Annotated in this window: 20 protein-coding genes; 8 read left to right on the top strand and 12 right to left on the bottom strand. The window is 65.0% G+C overall.

The genetic code is table 11. The features are described from left to right. Positions 1 to 112: 112 nt before the first annotated feature. From PPL01S_RS13545 to nrdR, 9 genes are all read right to left on the bottom strand, one after another. A complete protein-coding gene (locus PPL01S_RS13545) occupies positions 113 to 856 on the bottom strand; it encodes a substrate-binding periplasmic protein (RefSeq protein ID WP_028625835.1) in 744 nt (247 codons plus the stop codon). A 17-nt stretch (positions 857 to 873) separates the two neighbouring features. Then, a complete protein-coding gene (locus tag PPL01S_RS13540) occupies positions 874 to 1,377 on the bottom strand; it encodes a phosphatidylglycerophosphatase A family protein (RefSeq protein ID WP_016393432.1) in 504 nt (167 codons plus the stop codon). After that, positions 1,374 to 2,333 (bottom strand): thiamine-phosphate kinase, encoded by a 960-nt coding sequence (thiL, locus tag PPL01S_RS13535; RefSeq protein ID WP_016393431.1) that lies wholly within the window; start codon positions 2,331 to 2,333, stop codon positions 1,374 to 1,376. Before thiL ends, PPL01S_RS13540 begins: the two co-directional genes overlap by 4 nt. Positions 2,334 to 2,351: 18 nt before the next feature. Continuing rightward, entirely contained in the window at positions 2,352 to 2,852 is a 501-nt protein-coding gene (nusB, locus tag PPL01S_RS13530) for a transcription antitermination factor NusB (protein WP_016393430.1), read from the bottom strand. Next, positions 2,849 to 3,325: a 6,7-dimethyl-8-ribityllumazine synthase gene (gene ribH / locus PPL01S_RS13525; RefSeq protein ID WP_016393429.1), complete on the bottom strand. Its 477-nt coding sequence runs from the start codon at positions 3,323 to 3,325 to the stop codon at positions 2,849 to 2,851. The genes nusB and ribH overlap by 4 nt, the downstream gene beginning before the upstream one ends. A gap of 92 nt (positions 3,326 to 3,417) precedes the next feature. After that, entirely contained in the window at positions 3,418 to 4,509 is a 1,092-nt protein-coding gene (ribBA, locus tag PPL01S_RS13520; RefSeq protein ID WP_016393428.1) for a bifunctional 3,4-dihydroxy-2-butanone-4-phosphate synthase/GTP cyclohydrolase II, read from the bottom strand. 18 nt (positions 4,510 to 4,527) lie between these two features. After that, complete coding sequence (locus PPL01S_RS13515; RefSeq protein WP_016393427.1) at positions 4,528 to 5,193, bottom strand: riboflavin synthase; 666 nt, start codon at positions 5,191 to 5,193, stop codon at positions 4,528 to 4,530. A gap of 42 nt (positions 5,194 to 5,235) precedes the next feature. Then, positions 5,236 to 6,366, bottom strand: a complete 1,131-nt coding sequence (gene ribD, locus PPL01S_RS13510) for a bifunctional diaminohydroxyphosphoribosylaminopyrimidine deaminase/5-amino-6-(5-phosphoribosylamino)uracil reductase RibD (RefSeq protein WP_028625836.1) — start codon at positions 6,364 to 6,366, stop codon at positions 5,236 to 5,238. Between the two features lie 2 nt (positions 6,367 to 6,368). Beyond that, positions 6,369 to 6,833 carry a transcriptional regulator NrdR gene (gene nrdR, locus PPL01S_RS13505; protein ID WP_016393425.1) on the bottom strand — a complete coding sequence of 155 codons (465 nt, stop codon included), beginning with the start codon at positions 6,831 to 6,833 and terminating at the stop codon, positions 6,369 to 6,371. Positions 6,834 to 6,938: 105 nt separating this feature from the next. On the opposite strand from nrdR, the gene PPL01S_RS13500 reads away from it, so the two are divergent. The 3 genes from PPL01S_RS13500 to trxA are packed head-to-tail and all read left to right on the top strand — an operon-like array spanning position 6,939 to position 8,955. Next, the gene (locus PPL01S_RS13500) at positions 6,939 to 7,391 is read left to right on the top strand and encodes a YbaY family lipoprotein (protein WP_016393424.1); all 453 of its coding nucleotides are present in this window, start codon (positions 6,939 to 6,941) and stop codon (positions 7,389 to 7,391) included. Then, on the top strand, positions 7,392 to 8,051 hold the full coding sequence (locus PPL01S_RS13495) for a class I SAM-dependent methyltransferase (protein WP_016393423.1): 660 nt from the start codon (positions 7,392 to 7,394) through the stop codon (positions 8,049 to 8,051). 31 nt (positions 8,052 to 8,082) lie between these two features. Continuing rightward, positions 8,083 to 8,955 (top strand): thioredoxin, encoded by an 873-nt coding sequence (gene trxA, locus PPL01S_RS13490; protein ID WP_028625837.1) that lies wholly within the window; start codon positions 8,083 to 8,085, stop codon positions 8,953 to 8,955. Positions 8,956 to 9,008: 53 nt separating this feature from the next. Here the strand turns inward: trxA and PPL01S_RS13485 are convergent, their stop codons facing one another. Next, on the bottom strand, positions 9,009 to 9,350 hold the full coding sequence (locus tag PPL01S_RS13485; RefSeq protein WP_028625838.1) for a hypothetical protein: 342 nt from the start codon (positions 9,348 to 9,350) through the stop codon (positions 9,009 to 9,011). Between the two features lie 131 nt (positions 9,351 to 9,481). Between PPL01S_RS13485 and PPL01S_RS13480 the strand changes: the two genes are divergently transcribed. The 5 genes from PPL01S_RS13480 to PPL01S_RS13460 all read left to right on the top strand — a co-directional run bounded on the left by PPL01S_RS13480 (position 9,482) and on the right by PPL01S_RS13460 (position 13,393). After that, entirely contained in the window at positions 9,482 to 10,051 is a 570-nt protein-coding gene (locus tag PPL01S_RS13480; protein WP_028625839.1) for a DUF2796 domain-containing protein, read from the top strand. Next, positions 10,052 to 10,762, top strand: coding sequence for an ATP-binding cassette domain-containing protein (locus PPL01S_RS13475; protein ID WP_016393419.1), 711 nt, complete (start codon positions 10,052 to 10,054; stop codon positions 10,760 to 10,762). After that, positions 10,762 to 12,027, top strand: a complete 1,266-nt coding sequence (locus tag PPL01S_RS13470) for an ABC transporter permease (protein WP_016393418.1) — start codon at positions 10,762 to 10,764, stop codon at positions 12,025 to 12,027. Before PPL01S_RS13475 ends, PPL01S_RS13470 begins: the two co-directional genes overlap by 1 nt. 9 nt (positions 12,028 to 12,036) lie before the next feature. After that, positions 12,037 to 12,600 carry a DUF3299 domain-containing protein gene (locus tag PPL01S_RS13465; RefSeq protein ID WP_042156061.1) on the top strand — a complete coding sequence of 188 codons (564 nt, stop codon included), beginning with the start codon at positions 12,037 to 12,039 and terminating at the stop codon, positions 12,598 to 12,600. A 109-nt stretch (positions 12,601 to 12,709) separates the two neighbouring features. Next, entirely contained in the window at positions 12,710 to 13,393 is a 684-nt protein-coding gene (locus PPL01S_RS13460) for an OmpW/AlkL family protein (RefSeq protein ID WP_016393416.1), read from the top strand. Between the two features lie 73 nt (positions 13,394 to 13,466). Here PPL01S_RS13460 and pgnE read toward each other — a convergent pair whose 3' ends face one another. Both pgnE and PPL01S_RS13450 read right to left on the bottom strand, forming a co-directional pair. Next, positions 13,467 to 14,399, bottom strand: coding sequence for a UDP-N-acetylglucosamine epimerase PgnE (gene pgnE, locus PPL01S_RS13455; RefSeq protein ID WP_016393415.1), 933 nt, complete (start codon positions 14,397 to 14,399; stop codon positions 13,467 to 13,469). Next, positions 14,392 to 15,276 (bottom strand): sugar nucleotide-binding protein, encoded by an 885-nt coding sequence (locus PPL01S_RS13450; protein WP_016393414.1) that lies wholly within the window; start codon positions 15,274 to 15,276, stop codon positions 14,392 to 14,394. The genes pgnE and PPL01S_RS13450 overlap by 8 nt, the downstream gene beginning before the upstream one ends. Between the last annotated feature and the right edge of the window lie 264 nt (positions 15,277 to 15,540).

The following is a 15,540-nucleotide window of genomic DNA, read 5'->3' as shown; positions in this document are numbered from 1 at the left end:
GAATACCGTGGCATAAGATCGAAAAGTTCGATGCTTAGCTTGACCGGACTGGCCCTATCGCCGGCAAGCCGGCTCCCACAGCGGGTGGCGATAGGGGCGCACAGCAGTCCGGTTACTGCGGCTTGCTGTCCTGGGTAAACGGATACGGCTGCTTCCAGTGCTCGTAGATCGCCTTCAGCTCGCCACTGCGCACCAGCTCGTCCATGCGCCGGTCGAACAGTTCAAGCAACGCCTTGGCCTGGTCGTTGCGGGCAAAGGCCAGGTACAACGGCAATTCGGCTACGTGGGTACGACGGAAGCGCTCAGGCTGCGAGCTCTGCCCCAGTACATAGTCCACTTCGGTCTGCGCATCGATGTAGAAATCCACACGGTCATGTTCGAGCATCGGCAAGATGCCTTCACGACGCTGGATCTCACGGAACGTATGCACGTTGGGCAAGTAGCTGGCGTAGTCATAGCCGCGCACCCAGGCCAGGCGATAGCTGCCGATGGTGTTGTTGCTCGGCACCGGCTTGCTGGCAAGCCCCAACGCATAGATATGATCCATGTCGAAGTGCCAGCGCGGATACAGGTTGTCGTCGCTCTCTTCCTTGTAGGAGCCAACCCAGGCATCGGCTTCGCCACGCTTCACCAGACCGATCGCGCGACTGTACGGCGCACTTTGGGCCACCACTTTGACCCCGGCCGGCTCAAAGACCTTGCGCAGGACGTCCCAGGCCACCCCAGTGCCATCGGCATTGGTGTAGTCGAGCCATTCTTCGCTGACCAGATGGATCTGCTTCGGCACCTCATCGGCTGCCGCCACCCAAGGCGCAAACGTTAACAGTATCGCCAGTAGCACAGCCCTTATGGCCATCGAAGCACTCCCTGTTCTCAGCCCACCGCCCATACCAGAAGCTGCATGCCCACCCAGGCGAACACACCTGCCAGGATGTCATCGAGCATGATGCCGACCCCTCCATGCACATGACGATCGATCCAGCGGATCGGCCATGGCTTGAGTATGTCGAAGAAACGGAACATCAGGAACCCTGCCAGGATCCACTGCCACCCTTCCGGCACCAGCCAGAGGGTGATCCACATGCCGACCATCTCGTCCCAGACAATGCCTTCATGATCGTGCACGCGCAAGTCGTTGGCGACCTTGCCGCACAGCCAGAAGCCGAACAGCATGGTGATGCCCAGCAGCAGCCAGTAGCCCCAGTCCGGCAACATCTGCCACAACGGGATGAACGGGATGGCCACCATCGAACCCCAGGTACCGGGGGCCTTGGGGAGGGTGCCAGAGCCGAAGCCGAAGGCAATGAAATGCCACGGGTTGCGCCAGACCGATGGCGGAACGAACTCCGCAGGCACCTGGTTGGGGTGGTCGGTCACGGTGTCTCCCTAAAGTGTTGATAGCCCCGTTGTACGGGCGTGATATCCAGGCCCTGCGGGTCACGCAGGGTCACCCCACGGCCTTCGAGCACCCGGCCGACGACATGCACCTCGACGTCGGCCAGCGCCGCCAGCGCGTTGGCGGGCAAGGTGAACGCCAGCACATAGTCATCACCGCCGGTCAGCGCTGCCCGCACGGCGGCTTCGCGGCCGAGAAAGGCTTCCAGAGCAGGAGACACTGGCACCTGCGCCAGGTTCACCTCGAGCGCGACCCCGGACGCCTTGGCGATATGCCCGCAGTCCGCGAGCAGGCCGTCGGAGATGTCCAGGGCTGCGCTGGCCAGGCCGCGCAAGCGCAGCCCGAGGTCGAGCTGGGGCAACGGTGACCAGTAGTGGGCCAGCAGCGGCTCGGCCTGCTCGGCAGGCGCGTCGCGTTCACCGAGCACCAGTGGCAGCGCACCCGCCGCCTTGCCCAGCGTACCGCCCACGCACAGCAGGTCGCCCGGTCGGGCACCGCTGCGGCGCAAGGCCAGGCCAGCCGGCACGCGGCCGAACACGGTGACGGTGATGCTCAGTGGACCTCGCGTGGTGTCGCCGCCAATGAGGCTGATACGGCAACGCTGGGCCATGCGGCCGAGGCCGTCGGCAAAGGCTTCGAGCCAGTCCGGGCCAACGCCAGGCAAGGTCAGGGCAAGGGTGAAACCAAGGGCATGGGCACCCATCGCCGCCAGGTCGCTGACCGCCACCGCCAACGCGCGCTGGCCGAGCAGGCGCGGGTCGCACTCGGCAGGAAAATGCACGCCAGCGACCAGGGTGTCAGTCGACACCGCCAACTGCTCGCCGGGGGGAAGATCGAGCAGGGCGCAGTCGTCGCCGATCCCCAGCGCCACGCCCTCGCCGCCCTGCGCACAGGGCGCGGCGGCGAAGTAATGGTTGATCAGCTCGAACTCACCCATGGCTCGGCAGCGCCAGGATCAGCGCTTGTTCGCCTTGACTTCTGCTTCGCGCAGCGAGGGCGCCAGCTTGTCCAGCACGCCGTTGACGAACTTGTGGCCGTCGGTGGCACCGAAGACCTTGGCCAGTTCCACGCCTTCGTTGATCACCACGCGGTACGGTACGTCGACGCGCTTGATGAACTCCCAGGTGGACAGACGCAGCACGGCCAGCTCGACCGGGTCGAGCTCTTCCAGTGCGATGGTCATGCAAGGCACCAGCGCCTTGTCGATTTCGCCCTTGATTGCCGGAACCCCGTGCAGGATTTCGCGGAAATAGGCACCGTCGACATCGGTGAAATCGTTATCGACCCGGAACTGCGCTTCGATCTCGTTCAGCGAATGCTGCGCCATGTGCCACTGATACAGCGCCTGGGTCGCGAGCTTGCGGGCTTCGCGGCGCTTGGCGCTCTTCGATGGCTTGCCGGCATCCGCAGGTTTTGGATCGCGCGGGTTGAAACGATCGCTTTCGTCGCTAATCACTTGGCCTCCAACTGCGCCAGCAGGCTGACCATTTCCAAAGCGCACAGGGCAGCTTCACAACCTTTGTTGCCAGCCTTGGTGCCGGAACGCTCGATGGCTTGCTCGATGGAGTCGACGGTCAGGACACCGAAGGCCACCGGCACACCGAACTCCATGGACACCTGGGCCAGGCCCTTGGTGCATTCGCCCGCCACGTATTCGAAGTGCGGGGTACCGCCACGGATCACGGCGCCCAGGGCGATGATCGCGTCGTATTCGCCTTGCTGGGCGACTTTCTGTGCCACCAGCGGGAGCTCGAACGCGCCCGGGGCACGGATGATGGTGATGTCGCTTTCGCTGACACCGTGGCGTACCAGGGTATCAACGGCACCGCTCACCAGGCTTTCGACGACGAAGCTGTTGAAGCGGCCAACCACCAAAGCATAGCGACCTTTGGGGGCGATGAAGGTACCTTCGATGGTCTTCAGGGTCATTCTGATGTTCTCATATTCAAGAGCGAGGCCGCGCGCTGGCGGGCTCGACAGGGGGCTGGATTCGAGTATCAGGGCGTCAATGCCGCCTCAAGTCACTCGGAGGGCACGTATTCTACAACTTCCAGATCGAATCCGGATATCGCATTGAACTTCATCGGCGAACTCATCAGGCGCATCTTGCGCACGCCGAGGTCACGCAGGATCTGCGAACCGGCGCCGACGGTGCTGTAGGTGGTCGGTGCCTTGGTCGGCGCGTCGCCGGCGCTTTCACGGATGTGCGCCAGCAGCACGTCACCTTCCAGCGGGTGCCCGAGCAGCAGCACCACGCCGCTGCCGGCCTCGGCCACGGCGGCCATTGCCGCGCGCAGGCTCCAGCGGCCAGGCTGCTTGACCATCAGCAGGTCGCGCAGCGGGTCCATGTTGTGCACGCGCACCAGGGTCGGCTCTTCGGCGCAGATCTTGCCCAGGGTCAAGGCCATGTGCACGTCGCCTTCCACCGAATCGCGGTAGGTGACCAGGTTGAACTGGCCCAGTTCGCTCCCGATCGGCTGCTCGGACACGCGCTGCACGGTGCGCTCGTGGATCATGCGGTAGTGGATCAGGTCGGCGATGGTGCCGATCTTCAGGCCGTGTTCAGCCGCGAACACTTCAAGCTCGGCGCGACGCGACATGGTGCCATCGTCGTTCATCACCTCGCAGATCACCCCGCTCGGCTCGAAGCCGGCCATGCGTGCCAGGTCGCAAGCCGCCTCGGTATGGCCGGCGCGGGCCAGGGTACCGCCGGGCTGGGCCATCAGCGGGAAGATATGGCCTGGGCTGACGATGTCGTCGGCCTTGGCGTCCTTGGCTGCGGCAGCCTGGACGGTGCGTGCGCGGTCAGCGGCGGAAATGCCGGTGGTGACGCCTTCGGCGGCTTCGATCGACACGGTGAACTTGGTGCCGAAGCCCGAGCCATTGCGTGGCGCCATCAGCGGCAGCTTGAGCGTTTCGCAGCGCTCGCGGGTCATCGGCATGCAGATCAGGCCACGGGCATGCTTGGCCATGAAGTTGATGTGTTCAGGCAGGCAGCACTCGGCTGCCATGATGATGTCGCCTTCGTTCTCACGGTCTTCGTCGTCCATGAGGATGACCATTTTGCCCTGGCGGATGTCTTCGACCAGTTCTTCGATGCTGTTGAGCGCCACGCGGCACCCCCTTCTCAATCAGGATTTCAAGAAGCCGTTGGCGGCCAGGAAGCTTTCGGTGATGCCACTGCCCTTGCTCGGTTCGGCGGCCTTGTCACCCAGCAGCAAGCGCTCCAGGTAACGGGCCAGCAGGTCGACCTCAAGGTTTACCCGACGCCCTGCGCGGTAGTCGGCCATGATGGTTTCGGACAGGGTGTGCGGGACGATGGTCAGCTCGAACTCAGCGCCATTGACCTCATTGACCGTCAGGCTGGTGCCGTCGACGGTGATCGACCCCTTGTGGGCGATGTACTTGGCCAGCTCCTTGGGCGCACGCACGCGGAACTGGATGGCGCGGGCGTTATCGCTGCGCGAGATGATTTCGCCGACGCCGTCGACATGGCCGCTGACCAGGTGGCCGCCCAGGCGGGTGGTCGGGGTCAGGGCCTTTTCCAGGTTGACCTTGCTGCCGCGCTTGAGGTCGATGAAGGCAGTGCGTTTGAGGGTCTCGACGCTGACGTCGGCCCAGAAGCCATTGCCCGGCAGTTCGACCGCGGTCAGGCACACGCCGTTGACGGCAATGCTGTCGCCGAGCTTGACGTCACCCAGGTCGAGCTTGCCGGTCTCGACATACACGCGCACGTCGCCGCCCTTGGGGGTCATGCTGCCGATGGTGCCGATGGATTCGATGATGCCGGTGAACATGGAGTCTTCCTCAGAAACGGGTTGCGCGGGGCAAGCCCGGCATTATACGCCGGGTGCCGGCAGAGGGATGGCCGTGACCCGCCAGTCATCGCCCACTGCGCGCATTTCGGTAATTTTCAGCCGGGGTGCTTCGCTCATTTTCGCCAGAGGCCAGTCCAGCAGCGGGCGGGCCTGGGAGCCGAGGAAGGTGCCGGCGACGAACAGCTGGTATTCGTCGATCAGGCCCTGGCAGGCGAAGGCGCCGACCAGGCCGGCGCCAGCCTCCAGCAGGATTTCGTTGACGCCGCGGGCCGCCAGCGCCTGCAGCAGAGCAGGCAGGTCGACCTGCCCGTCGCTGCCGGGCAGGCTCAGCAGTTCGTGGCCAGCTTCGGCGTAACGCGAGTCATCGTTGCAGGCGGTCACCACCAGCGCCGAGCCGGCCTGGAAGAACGGGGCGTCCAGCGGCAGGCGCAGGCGGCCGTCGACCAGTACGCGCAATGGCGGGCGGCTCAGCGCCAGGGCGGTAGTCTCGGCATCCAGGCCCAGTTCGGCGCCACGCACGGTCATCCGCGCATTGTCGGCCAGTACGCTGGCGGCGCTGGTCAGCACCACGCTGGAACGGGCGCGCAGGCGCTGCACCGCAGAGCGGGCGGCAGGGCCGGTGATCCACTGGCTTTCGCCGCTGGCCATGGCTGTGCGGCCATCCAGGCTCATCGCCAGCTTGGCGCGGACGAACGGCACGCCGTGTTCCATGCGTTTGAGAAAGCCAGGGTTGAGGGCTCGGGCCTCGGCTTCGAGCACGCCGCTGGCGACCTCGATGCCGGCCTCGGCCAGGCGCCGCAGGCCTTGCCCGGCAACTTGCGGATTGGGGTCCTGCATGGCGGCGACCACTCGCGCCACACCCGCCTTGACCAACGCCTCGGCGCACGGCGGCGTGCGGCCATGGTGGCTGCACGGTTCAAGGGTCACGTAGGCACAGGCACCGCGGGCGCGTTCACCCGCCTGGCGCAAGGCATGCACCTCGGCATGCGGTTCGCCGGCGCGCTCATGCCAGCCCTCGCCGACCACCTCGCCATCGCGCACGATCACACAACCCACGCGCGGGTTGGGGTGGGTGGTGTACACACCCTTGCGCGCCAGCTCGAGGGCACGGGCCATGTAGTGGGCGTCGAGGATCGCGGTCTGGCTCGGCATGTTCACTCTTTAGCCGGCTCCCGGGCCAGGCGGTCGATTTCTTCGCGGAATTCGTCGAGGTCCTGGAAGCGCCGGTAAACCGAAGCGAAGCGGATGTAGGCCACTTCATCGAGCTTGCGCAGCTCGGCCATCACCAGCTCGCCGACCACCAGCGACTTGACCTCGCGCTCGCCTGTCGCGCGCAGCCGGCTCTTGATGTGCGCCAGCGCCGCTTCAAGGCGCTCGACGCTGACCGGGCGTTTCTCCAGCGCGCGCTGCATGCCGGCTCGCAGCTTGTCTTCATCGAAGGGCTGGCGCGTGCCGTCCTGCTTGATCAGCCGGGGCAGCACCAGCTCGGCGGTTTCGAAGGTGGTGAAACGCTCGCCGCACGCCACGCACTCGCGACGGCGGCGCACTTGCTCGCCCTCGGCGACCAGGCGCGAGTCGATGACCTTGGTGTCGTTGGCACCGCAAAAGGGACAGTGCATGGTGGCAGGCAACAAAAAAAGGGAGGGCCATGGTAGCGCATTGCACTGGCAAGACAAGCCAAAGGGGTTAACATCCATGCAATTCTGCCCGCCAAGGACTTCCCAATGCATTTTCGCGTGCTCGCCGTGCTGTGCTGCACCGCCCTGCTCGCTGCCTGCGGCAGCGACCAGCCCAAGACCGAACAAGTACCCGCGCCAGCACCAGCCAAGGTAGCGAAGAAGCCCCTGCCACTGGGCCCGTTGCCAGCCTACCAGCGTGAACTGAGCGGCACCTTGCTGAACATTCCGGCCGGTGCCGATGTGGAGCTGGCGCTGCTGGTCATCGACGAGCGCGACCGGCCGCAGCAGTTGCTGGCCAGCAGCACGCTGACCGGCACCGGCCAGGACCTGCCCTACCAATTGCGCTTCAACCCCGAGGCCTTCCCTGCCGGGGCACGGGTCGAGCTACGTGGCCGCGCCAGCAGCTCGGGCCAGCTGATCATGCACCTGCCGCCGGTACGCATCGTCCAGGCGCAGAACCAGGCCACCGGCCCGCTGCGTTTCGAGAAGGCACCGTAAGTGGCGCCGCTGGCTCTGCAGCAGGCCCTGAGCGGCCTGATCGGCGAAGCGCGCCTGGTGGTCAGCGATCTGCCCGAGTGCGAGCTCAAGCTGTGGCTGGTCGACGACCAGAACATGGACCGCGCCTTCAGCAGCGAAGAAACCCGGCGCATTCTTGAAGAGCCGCCGTACTGGAGCTTCTGCTGGGCCAGCGGCCTGGCCATGGCCCGCTACCTGGCTGCTCACCCCGAATGGGTCGCCGGCAAACGCGTGCTGGACTTTGGTGCCGGCTCGGGCATTGCCGGCATCGCTGCCGCCCGTGCCGGCGCGCTGGAAGTCGTGGCCTGCGACCTTGACCCGCTGGCCCTGCACGCCTGCCGCGCCAATGCCCAGCTCAACGGCGTGACGCTTGGCTACAGCGACGACTTCTTCGCCGAGGCGGACCGTTTCGACTTGATCCTGGTCGCCGATGTGCTCTACGACCGCGCCAACCTGCCGTTGCTCGATGCCTTTCTCAGCCGTGGCCGCCAGGCGTTGGTGGCCGACTCGCGGGTACGCGACTTCAGCCACCCGCTGTACCGGCAACTGGGCGTGCTCGAGGCCCTGACCTTGCCGGACCTGGCCGAACCGCACGAATTCCGCCGGGTCAGCCTGTACCACGCCAGTCGCGAGACCTTATAGTGGTGCCATACACGAGTTTGCGAGAGTCGCGATGACCCAAGATACGCCTTACATCTTCGATGCCACCGATGCCACCTTCCAGCAGTTGGTGATCGAGAACTCCTTTCACAAACCGGTCCTGGTGGACTTCTGGGCCGAATGGTGTGCGCCGTGCAAGGCGCTGATGCCGCTGCTGGCGAAGATTACCGAGGGCTACCAGGGCGAACTGCTGCTGGCCAAGATCAACTGCGACGTCGAGCAGCAGGTGGTTGCCCAGTTCGGCATTCGCAGCCTGCCGACCGTGGTGCTGTTCAAGGATGGCCAGCCAGTCGACGGTTTTGCCGGTGCCCAGCCTGAATCGGCGATCCGTGCCATGCTCGAGCCGCATGTGCAGATGCCCGCCGCCCCCGCCGCGTCGCCCCTGGAGCAGGCCAAGGCGCTGTTCGCCGAAAGCCGCTTCGCCGAGGCAGAAGCCACGCTGCAGCAGCTGTTGAGCGAAGACAACAGCAATGCCGAAGGGTTGATCCTGTATGCCCGCTGCCTCGCCGAGCGTGGTGAACTGGGCGAGGCCCAGGTGGTGCTGGACGCGGTCAAGACCGACGAACACAAGGCCGCCCTGGCCGGTGCCAAGGCACAGCTGACCTTCCTGCGCCAGGCCGACAGCCTGCCGGAAGTCGCCGAGCTCAAGAGCCGCCTGGCGCAGAACCCGCAGGATGACGAGGCGGCTTATCAGTTGAGCATTCAGCAGTTGGCACGCCAGCAATATGAGGCGGCGCTGGACGGGCTGTTGAAGCTGTTCCAGCGTAACCGCGGGTATGAAAACGGGTTGCCGCAGAAGGCGATGCTGCAGGTGTTCGAGTTGCTGGGTGGCGATCACCCGTTGGTGGGTGTGTACCGTCGCAAGCTGTCTGCCGCCCTGTTCTGATCAGTACTGGCCTCATCGCCGGCTTGCCGGCGATAGGGCCGGTCCAGGCACCCTCACCCGATCCACTGATACACCGGCGCATCCGCGCCACTTTCCACCTTCACGTCACTGCTGTGCCGCAACCGCACCAGCAGCCGCTTGCCCGCCGCCGTACTCCCCGTCAGCCCTTCGAGCCGGTCGAGCAGCTGCGGGCCATCCATCCGCCCCGCCTGGCGCAACACGTCGCGCGCCGCCAGCCACTGCCCGTCATCCTGACGCGGCGGCGCCGTAGCCGTCGGCACAGCGTCACCCGTCACCGGCGCTGCGATCTGCCGCCCCAGCTGCGCCCACTCCGCCGGCTCCAGCTCGATGGTCAGATCCACCGGCCAGTCACCAATCTGTCCACGAATTCTCACGATGGGTTCCCTGAGCTCAGTTCGATGCCCCCATGCTACCGCAACATGAAACCTGTACCACAGCGCTGGCAAGGCCAGGAAAAATTGTTATAACATTACCAAATCCTTACCAGCCCGCCCTGGAGTCGTTCATGCGTCGCCTGCTGCTCGCCCTGCCCATCGCCCTGCTGCCTTTCGCCTCGGCCCATGCCCACGAAGACCACGATCACGTCCATGGCACCCTTGGCGCCCACGAACACGGGGTAGCCAAGCTCAACGCCGTGCTCGACGGCAACACCCTGGAACTGGAACTGGACAGCCCGGCGATGAACCTGGTCGGCTTCGAACATGCCGCCACCAGCGATGCCGACAAGGCCAAGGTGGCCGCCGTGCGCCAGCAACTCGAGCAGCCGCTGAAGCTGTTCGGCCTGGCCGCTGCCGCAGGCTGCACGCCAGACGCCCAGGAGCTGCAAAGCCCACTGTTCGGTGACGCGGCAAAGGCCGATGACGACGACGATGAACACGAACACGACCATCAGCACAGCGATATCGGTGCTCACTACCAGCTGAACTGCGCAACGCCCGAGAAGCTCACCCAGATCGACCTCTCGCCATTGTTCAAGGCCTTCCCCGCCACGCAGAAGATCAACGTGCAACTGATCGGCCCGAACGGGCAGAAAGGCCTGGAAACCTCGCCGGCCAAGGCCGTGGTCGCTTTCTGAATGCGCCAGCCGTTGATCGAACTGCATGACCTGGTGTTCGCCTGGCCGGGCCAGAGCCCGCTGCTGGACATCCCTGCGCTGCGCCTGGAGGCCGGCGAATCCTTGTTCCTCAAGGGCCCCAGTGGCAGCGGCAAGACCACGCTGCTGGGCCTGCTCGGCGGGGTGAACCTGCCGGGCCAGGGCCGCATCCGCTTGCTCGGGCAGGACCTGGCCAACCTGGGGCAAGGGGCGCGTGACCGCTTCCGGGTCGACCATACCGGCTACATCTTCCAGCAGTTCAACCTGCTGCCGTTCCTGTCGGTGCGTGAAAACGTCGAGCTGCCCTGCCGCTTTTCGCGCAGCCGCGCCGAGCGTGCGCGGCAACGGCATGGCAGTGTGCACCAGGCCGCCACGTTGCTGCTTGCCCACCTGGGCCTGGACGACCCGCTGCTGCTCGCACGGCGCGCCGACAGCCTGTCGATCGGCCAACAGCAGCGAGTCGCCGCTGCCCGCGCCCTGATCGGCCAGCCCGAGCTGGTCATCGCCGACGAACCGACTTCGGCGCTGGACGCCGACACCCGCGAAACCTTCATCCGCCTGCTGTTCGCCGAATGCCGGGCGGCTGGCTCCAGCCTGCTGTTCGTCAGCCATGACCAGAGCCTCGCGCCACTGTTCGACCGCCATCTGTCGCTGGCCGAGCTCAACCGCGCCGCCAAGCCCCGGGAGGCCTGATGTACCTGCTTCGCCTTGCCCTGGCCAGCCTGGCCAACCGACGTTTCACGGCCTTCCTCACGGCCTTTGCCATCGCCCTGTCGGTGTGCCTGCTGCTGGCCGTCGAGCGCGTGCGCACCGAGGCCCGCGCCAGTTTCGCCAGCACCATCAGCGGCACCGACCTGATCGTTGGCGCCCGCTCGGGCTCGGTCAACCTGCTGCTGTACTCGGTGTTCCGCATCGGCAATGCCACCAACAGCATCCGCTGGGACAGCTATCAACACTACGCCCAGGACCCACGGGTGAAATGGGCGATCCCGATCTCGCTGGGCGATTCGCACCGCGGCTACCGGGTGATGGGCACCACCGGCGACTACTTCAGCCATTACCAGTACGGCCGCCGTCAGCACCTGGCGCTGAGCCAGGGCCGCGCCTTCGCCGATGACCCGTTCGAAGTCGTGCTCGGGGCCGAAGTGGCCGAGGCGCTGCACTACAGGCTTGGCGACAAGCTGGTGCTGGCCCATGGCGTGGCCGCGATCAGCCTGGTCAAGCATGACGACAAGCCGTTTACCGTGGTCGGTGTACTCGCGCGCACCGGCACGCCCGTCGACCGCACCCTGCATATCAGCCTCGGGGGGATGGAAGCCATCCACATCGACTGGCACAACGGCGTGCCGGCCCGTGGCGCCGGGCGCATCAGCGCCGAACAGGCCCGCACCATGGACCTGCAACCGGCCGCCATCACCGCGTTCATGCTCGGACTGAACAGCAAGATCGCAACCTTCAGCGTGCAGCGCGAAATCAACGAATACCGCAACGAGCCATTGCTGGCGATCCTGCCTGGGGTGGCGCTGCAGGAGCTGTGGAGCCTGATGGGCACGGCCGAGCAGGCGCTGTTCGTGGTGTCGCTGTTCGTGGTGCTGACCGGCTTGATCGGCATGCTCACGGCCATTCTCACCAGCCTCAACGAGCGGCGCCGGGAGATGGCGATCTTGCGTTCGGTTGGAGCTCGGCCTTGGCATATCGCCGGGTTGCTGGTGCTTGAAGCATTGGCACTGGCGGTTGCCGGCATCGCCGCGGGGCTTGGGCTGCTGTATGCAGGGATCGCCCTGGCGCAAGGCTATGTGCAGGCCAACTATGGCTTGTACCTGCCTCTGGCCTGGCCAAGTGCGCATGAATGGACCTTGCTGGCGATCATCCTGGGCGCAGCCTTGCTGATGGGCAGCGTGCCGGCCTGGCGGGCCTATCGGCAGTCACTGGCCGATGGCTTGTCGATTCACCTCTGAGGGCTGACCATGATCGACAGACTAACTGGCCTCATCGCCGGCAAGCCGGCTCCCACAAGGGTTGCGCCGGTGCTATGGATGCTGCTGGTGCTGGCAATGCCCCTCTGGGCAGCCGAACCCCGCGAACTGGACTGGCCTGCGCTGATCCCCGAGGGCGCCCCCGTCATCCCACCACAATTGACCCCGCTGCATGACATGTCGCAGTTGAGCGATGCCCTTTCCGCCGAGTCGGCACCTGCCGCGCACCAGCAAGCGCCTGATGCGCCAGTGGTCCAGGCACTGGACGGCCAGCAAATCAAACTACCGGGCTACATCGTGCCGCTGGAAGTCAGCGAGGAAGGCCGTACCACCGAATTCCTGCTGGTACCCTACTACGGCGCGTGCATCCATGTGCCGCCACCGCCCGCCAACCAGATCGTGCACATATTCAGCGAAATGGGCGTGCGTGTGGAAGACCTCTACCAGCCTTACTGGATCGAAGGAAAGCTGCGCGTTAGAGGCTCTCGCAGCGAGTTGGCCGATGCCGGTTACCAGATGGACGCGGAAAAGATCTACGCTTATGCGCTGAAGTGAGAACTGTTTCGAATTCGTGAGTGCGCTTCTTTGAGCTGGGTCAACCTTTATGTTGATCCAGCTCCGTAACATTGGACTACTCAATTAATAACGTCCTTTCGGAGCTTCCATGAACAAGTCTTTGCTCGGCGCCTCGCTTGCGGCCCTTGCGCTCGTCGCCCCTGTCGCCCACGCCCACAAGGCGGGTGACATGATCCTGCGCGCGGGTGCCATCACCACTGCCCCGAACGAGAGCAGCGGCGATCTGAAGTTCGACGGCAACAAGGTGTCGGGCACCAAGGCTACTCTGGACAGCGACACCCAACTGGGCCTGACCTTCGCCTACATGCTCACCGACCATGTCGGCATCGAGCTGCTGGCGGCCACGCCGTTCCAGCACGAAGTAGGCGTCAAGGGCCTGGGCGGCGGGCTGGATGGCAAGCTGGCGGACGTCAAGCAATTGCCTCCGACCCTGTCCCTGCAGTACTACCCGATGGATCCGAACTCGCGCTTCCAGCCGTATGCCGGTATCGGTATCAACTACACCCTGTTCTTCGATGAAGACCTGACCAGCGAGCGCAAGCAGCAAGGCTTCAGCAACCTCGAACTGCAGGACTCGGTCGGTATCTCCGGCCAGCTGGGCATGGACTACATGATTACCGACAACATTCTGTTCAACGCCTCGGTCTGGTACGTCGACATCGACACCAAGGCCAGCGTCGACGGCCCGACTGCACTGGGCTACAGCAAGACCAAGGTCAACGTGGATGTCGACCCGTGGGTCTACATGGTGGGTCTGGGCTACAAGTTCTGACTTGAGCACTGCAGGGCGGCTTCGGCCGCCCTTTCTGTTTTTGGCTACCGGCTGTAAAGCTGCCCCTGGGGAATCACCCCTTGCCGAGCAGCCGCGCCAAGCCCTCGACCATCGAGGTCGGCTCGGGGAAATCGAAGCGCGCCAGCAAGCGCTGGTTATCCGCCCGCGAATGGCGGATGTCACCCGAGCGCGCCGGGCCATGGCTTACCGCAGGCAAGCTGCCCACTACCTGCTCCAACGCCTTGAGCAATTGGTTCAGCGAAGTCGCCTGGTTCAGGCCGATGTTCACCGCACCTTCCTCCACCTGCGATTGCTCCAGCGCTTGCACCATCACCTGCACCAGATCGCCCACGTAGAGGAAATCGCGGGTCTGTTCGCCATCTCCGAACACCCTGATCGGCAAGCCCTTGGTAGCCCGCTCGCTGAAGATGCTGATGACCCCGGAATAGGGCGAAGAAGGGTCCTGGCGCGGCCCGAAGATGTTGAAGAAGCGGAACACCACGGGCTCCAGGCCATGCTGGCGGCGGTAGAAGTCCAGGTACTGCTCGCTGGCCAGCTTGTCCACGGCATACGGGGTCAAGGGGGCCTTGGGCGTGTCTTCGGCAATCGACTGGCCTTCGCCATTGTTGCCATACACGGCAGCGCTGGAAGCGAACAGCACGCGGCGCACGCCGTGCACACGCATGGCTTCGCATACGTTCAGGGTGCCGATGAAGTTGCTCTGGTGAGTCTTGACCGGGTCATCGACCGACGCCTGCACCGAAGCCACCGCCGCCAGATGAACGACCGCCTTGCAGCCTGCCGCGACGCGCTCGACCAGCTTGGCGTCGGCGACATCCCCTTCGATCAGTTCCAGCCGCGGGTTGCCCAGCTGCAGGTTGTCGCGCTTGCCGGTGGAGAGGTCGTCGAGGACGCGCACGGCGTAGCCTTTGTCCAGCAACGCATCGCACAGGTGGGAGCCAATGAAGCCGGCGCCGCCGGTGATCAGGATGGGGGCGTCAGCCATGGCGGTAGAAACGGTCCAGTAGGGGCGGCAAACCGGCGCGCCAGGCACGCGGCTTGATGCCGAAGGTGTGAAGAATCTTCTTGCAGGCCAGCACCGCGTTCTGCGGTTCTTCGCTGGCATCGGGCCGGGCGGCATGGGCCTGGGCGTTCGGCGCCTGAACGGCCAGCTGGCGGAACTGCCCGGCCTCTGCAAGGATCGCTTGGCCCAGTGCCAGCGGCGTGGTCGCCTCGTTGCCCGCGTAATGGTAGGTGCCCCACAGCGGCGCGCTGCAGTCGAGCTGCTTGAGCACCGACAGGATCACCCGCGCGGCATCGTCGACCGGCGTCGGATTGCCACGCCGGTCGTCGGCCAGCAACAGCTCCTGGGGCTGCTCGGCACGGGTCAGGAAGCGGCCCAGGGCGCCATCGACGCTCTCGTCCAGCAACCAGCCGAAGCGCAACAGCACATGCTGCGGGCAGGCCGCCCGGACACTCTGCTCGATGCGCCACAGCGCCTGGCCGCGCAGGCCCAAGGGTACCGGTTCGTCCTTCTCGCTGTAGGCGGTCGCCCGCGAGCCGTCGAACACGCGGTAGCTGGAGGGCTGCACCAGGGTGATCTGGTGGTGCTGGCACAACTCCGCCAGCCGCTCCACCGCTCGTTCCTGTTGGGCCAGGCGCTGCTCGCTGACCGACTCGGCCTGGAACCAGTCGAAATAGTAGGCCAGGTTGACCAGGGCATTGGGGCGATTGTCGTCCAGCAGCTGCGTCAGGCTGGCCGGCCCCCAGCCGCCTTCCGGCGGGCGCGGTGCCAGGAATGCGATGCCCTCCTCGGCCCCGAGACGAATCAGCGCTTGCCCGAGGGCATTGCCACCACCCAACAGCATCAGGCGCATACGCATAGAGTCAGCAGATCCGAACAGGTTGATGAGGGAAAGGGGTCATTTTGCGGTTTCCGGGCGGGGAAGTCCAACCTGAGGACGATCAAGCCACGGTCAGAGAGATCTCTGCAGAGCTATCAAGTGGATAGTTCCTACAACGATCAAGGAAGGGGCTGGCTTTCATGACCTCAGGCAACCACATTGAATAGCTGACTCACCCTCTAGCCGGTCAAAAAGGTCTCCCTTTTCCGCCTGTACGGGATAACGTCAGATACAAGGAATGTT

The sequence above is a fragment of the Pseudomonas plecoglossicida NBRC 103162 = DSM 15088 genome (assembly GCF_000730665.1).
Lineage (GTDB): Bacteria > Pseudomonadota > Gammaproteobacteria > Pseudomonadales > Pseudomonadaceae > Aquipseudomonas > Aquipseudomonas plecoglossicida.
Note: the sequence above shows the minus strand (reverse complement) of the source record. Positions and strands in the feature narration are given on the sequence as shown.

What these genes read in the sequence shown, in the direction of transcription:
- ribH (WP_016393429.1), bottom strand. Translation starts at nt 3,325, where the DNA reads ATGACCCTGAAGACCATCGAAGGTACCTTCATCGCCCCCAAAGGTCGC.
- ribD (WP_028625836.1), bottom strand. Translation starts at nt 6,366, where the DNA reads ATGCCGAGCCAGACCGCGATCCTCGACGCCCACTACATGGCCCGTGCC.
- PPL01S_RS13450 (WP_016393414.1), bottom strand. Translation starts at nt 15,276, where the DNA reads ATGCGTATGCGCCTGATGCTGTTGGGTGGTGGCAATGCCCTCGGGCAA.
- PPL01S_RS13545 (WP_028625835.1), bottom strand. Translation starts at nt 856, where the DNA reads ATGGCCATAAGGGCTGTGCTACTGGCGATACTGTTAACGTTTGCGCCT.
- PPL01S_RS13460 (WP_016393416.1), top strand. Translation starts at nt 12,710, where the DNA reads ATGAACAAGTCTTTGCTCGGCGCCTCGCTTGCGGCCCTTGCGCTCGTC.
- nrdR (WP_016393425.1), bottom strand. Translation starts at nt 6,833, where the DNA reads ATGCACTGTCCCTTTTGCGGTGCCAACGACACCAAGGTCATCGACTCG.
- PPL01S_RS13470 (WP_016393418.1), top strand. Translation starts at nt 10,762, where the DNA reads ATGTACCTGCTTCGCCTTGCCCTGGCCAGCCTGGCCAACCGACGTTTC.
- PPL01S_RS13515 (WP_016393427.1), bottom strand. Translation starts at nt 5,193, where the DNA reads ATGTTCACCGGCATCATCGAATCCATCGGCACCATCGGCAGCATGACC.
- thiL (WP_016393431.1), bottom strand. Translation starts at nt 2,333, where the DNA reads ATGGGTGAGTTCGAGCTGATCAACCATTACTTCGCCGCCGCGCCCTGT.
- PPL01S_RS13475 (WP_016393419.1), top strand. Translation starts at nt 10,052, where the DNA reads ATGCGCCAGCCGTTGATCGAACTGCATGACCTGGTGTTCGCCTGGCCG.
- trxA (WP_028625837.1), top strand. Translation starts at nt 8,083, where the DNA reads ATGACCCAAGATACGCCTTACATCTTCGATGCCACCGATGCCACCTTC.
- PPL01S_RS13480 (WP_028625839.1), top strand. Translation starts at nt 9,482, where the DNA reads ATGCGTCGCCTGCTGCTCGCCCTGCCCATCGCCCTGCTGCCTTTCGCC.
- PPL01S_RS13465 (WP_042156061.1), top strand. Translation starts at nt 12,037, where the DNA reads ATGATCGACAGACTAACTGGCCTCATCGCCGGCAAGCCGGCTCCCACA.
- pgnE (WP_016393415.1), bottom strand. Translation starts at nt 14,399, where the DNA reads ATGGCTGACGCCCCCATCCTGATCACCGGCGGCGCCGGCTTCATTGGC.
- PPL01S_RS13500 (WP_016393424.1), top strand. Translation starts at nt 6,939, where the DNA reads ATGCATTTTCGCGTGCTCGCCGTGCTGTGCTGCACCGCCCTGCTCGCT.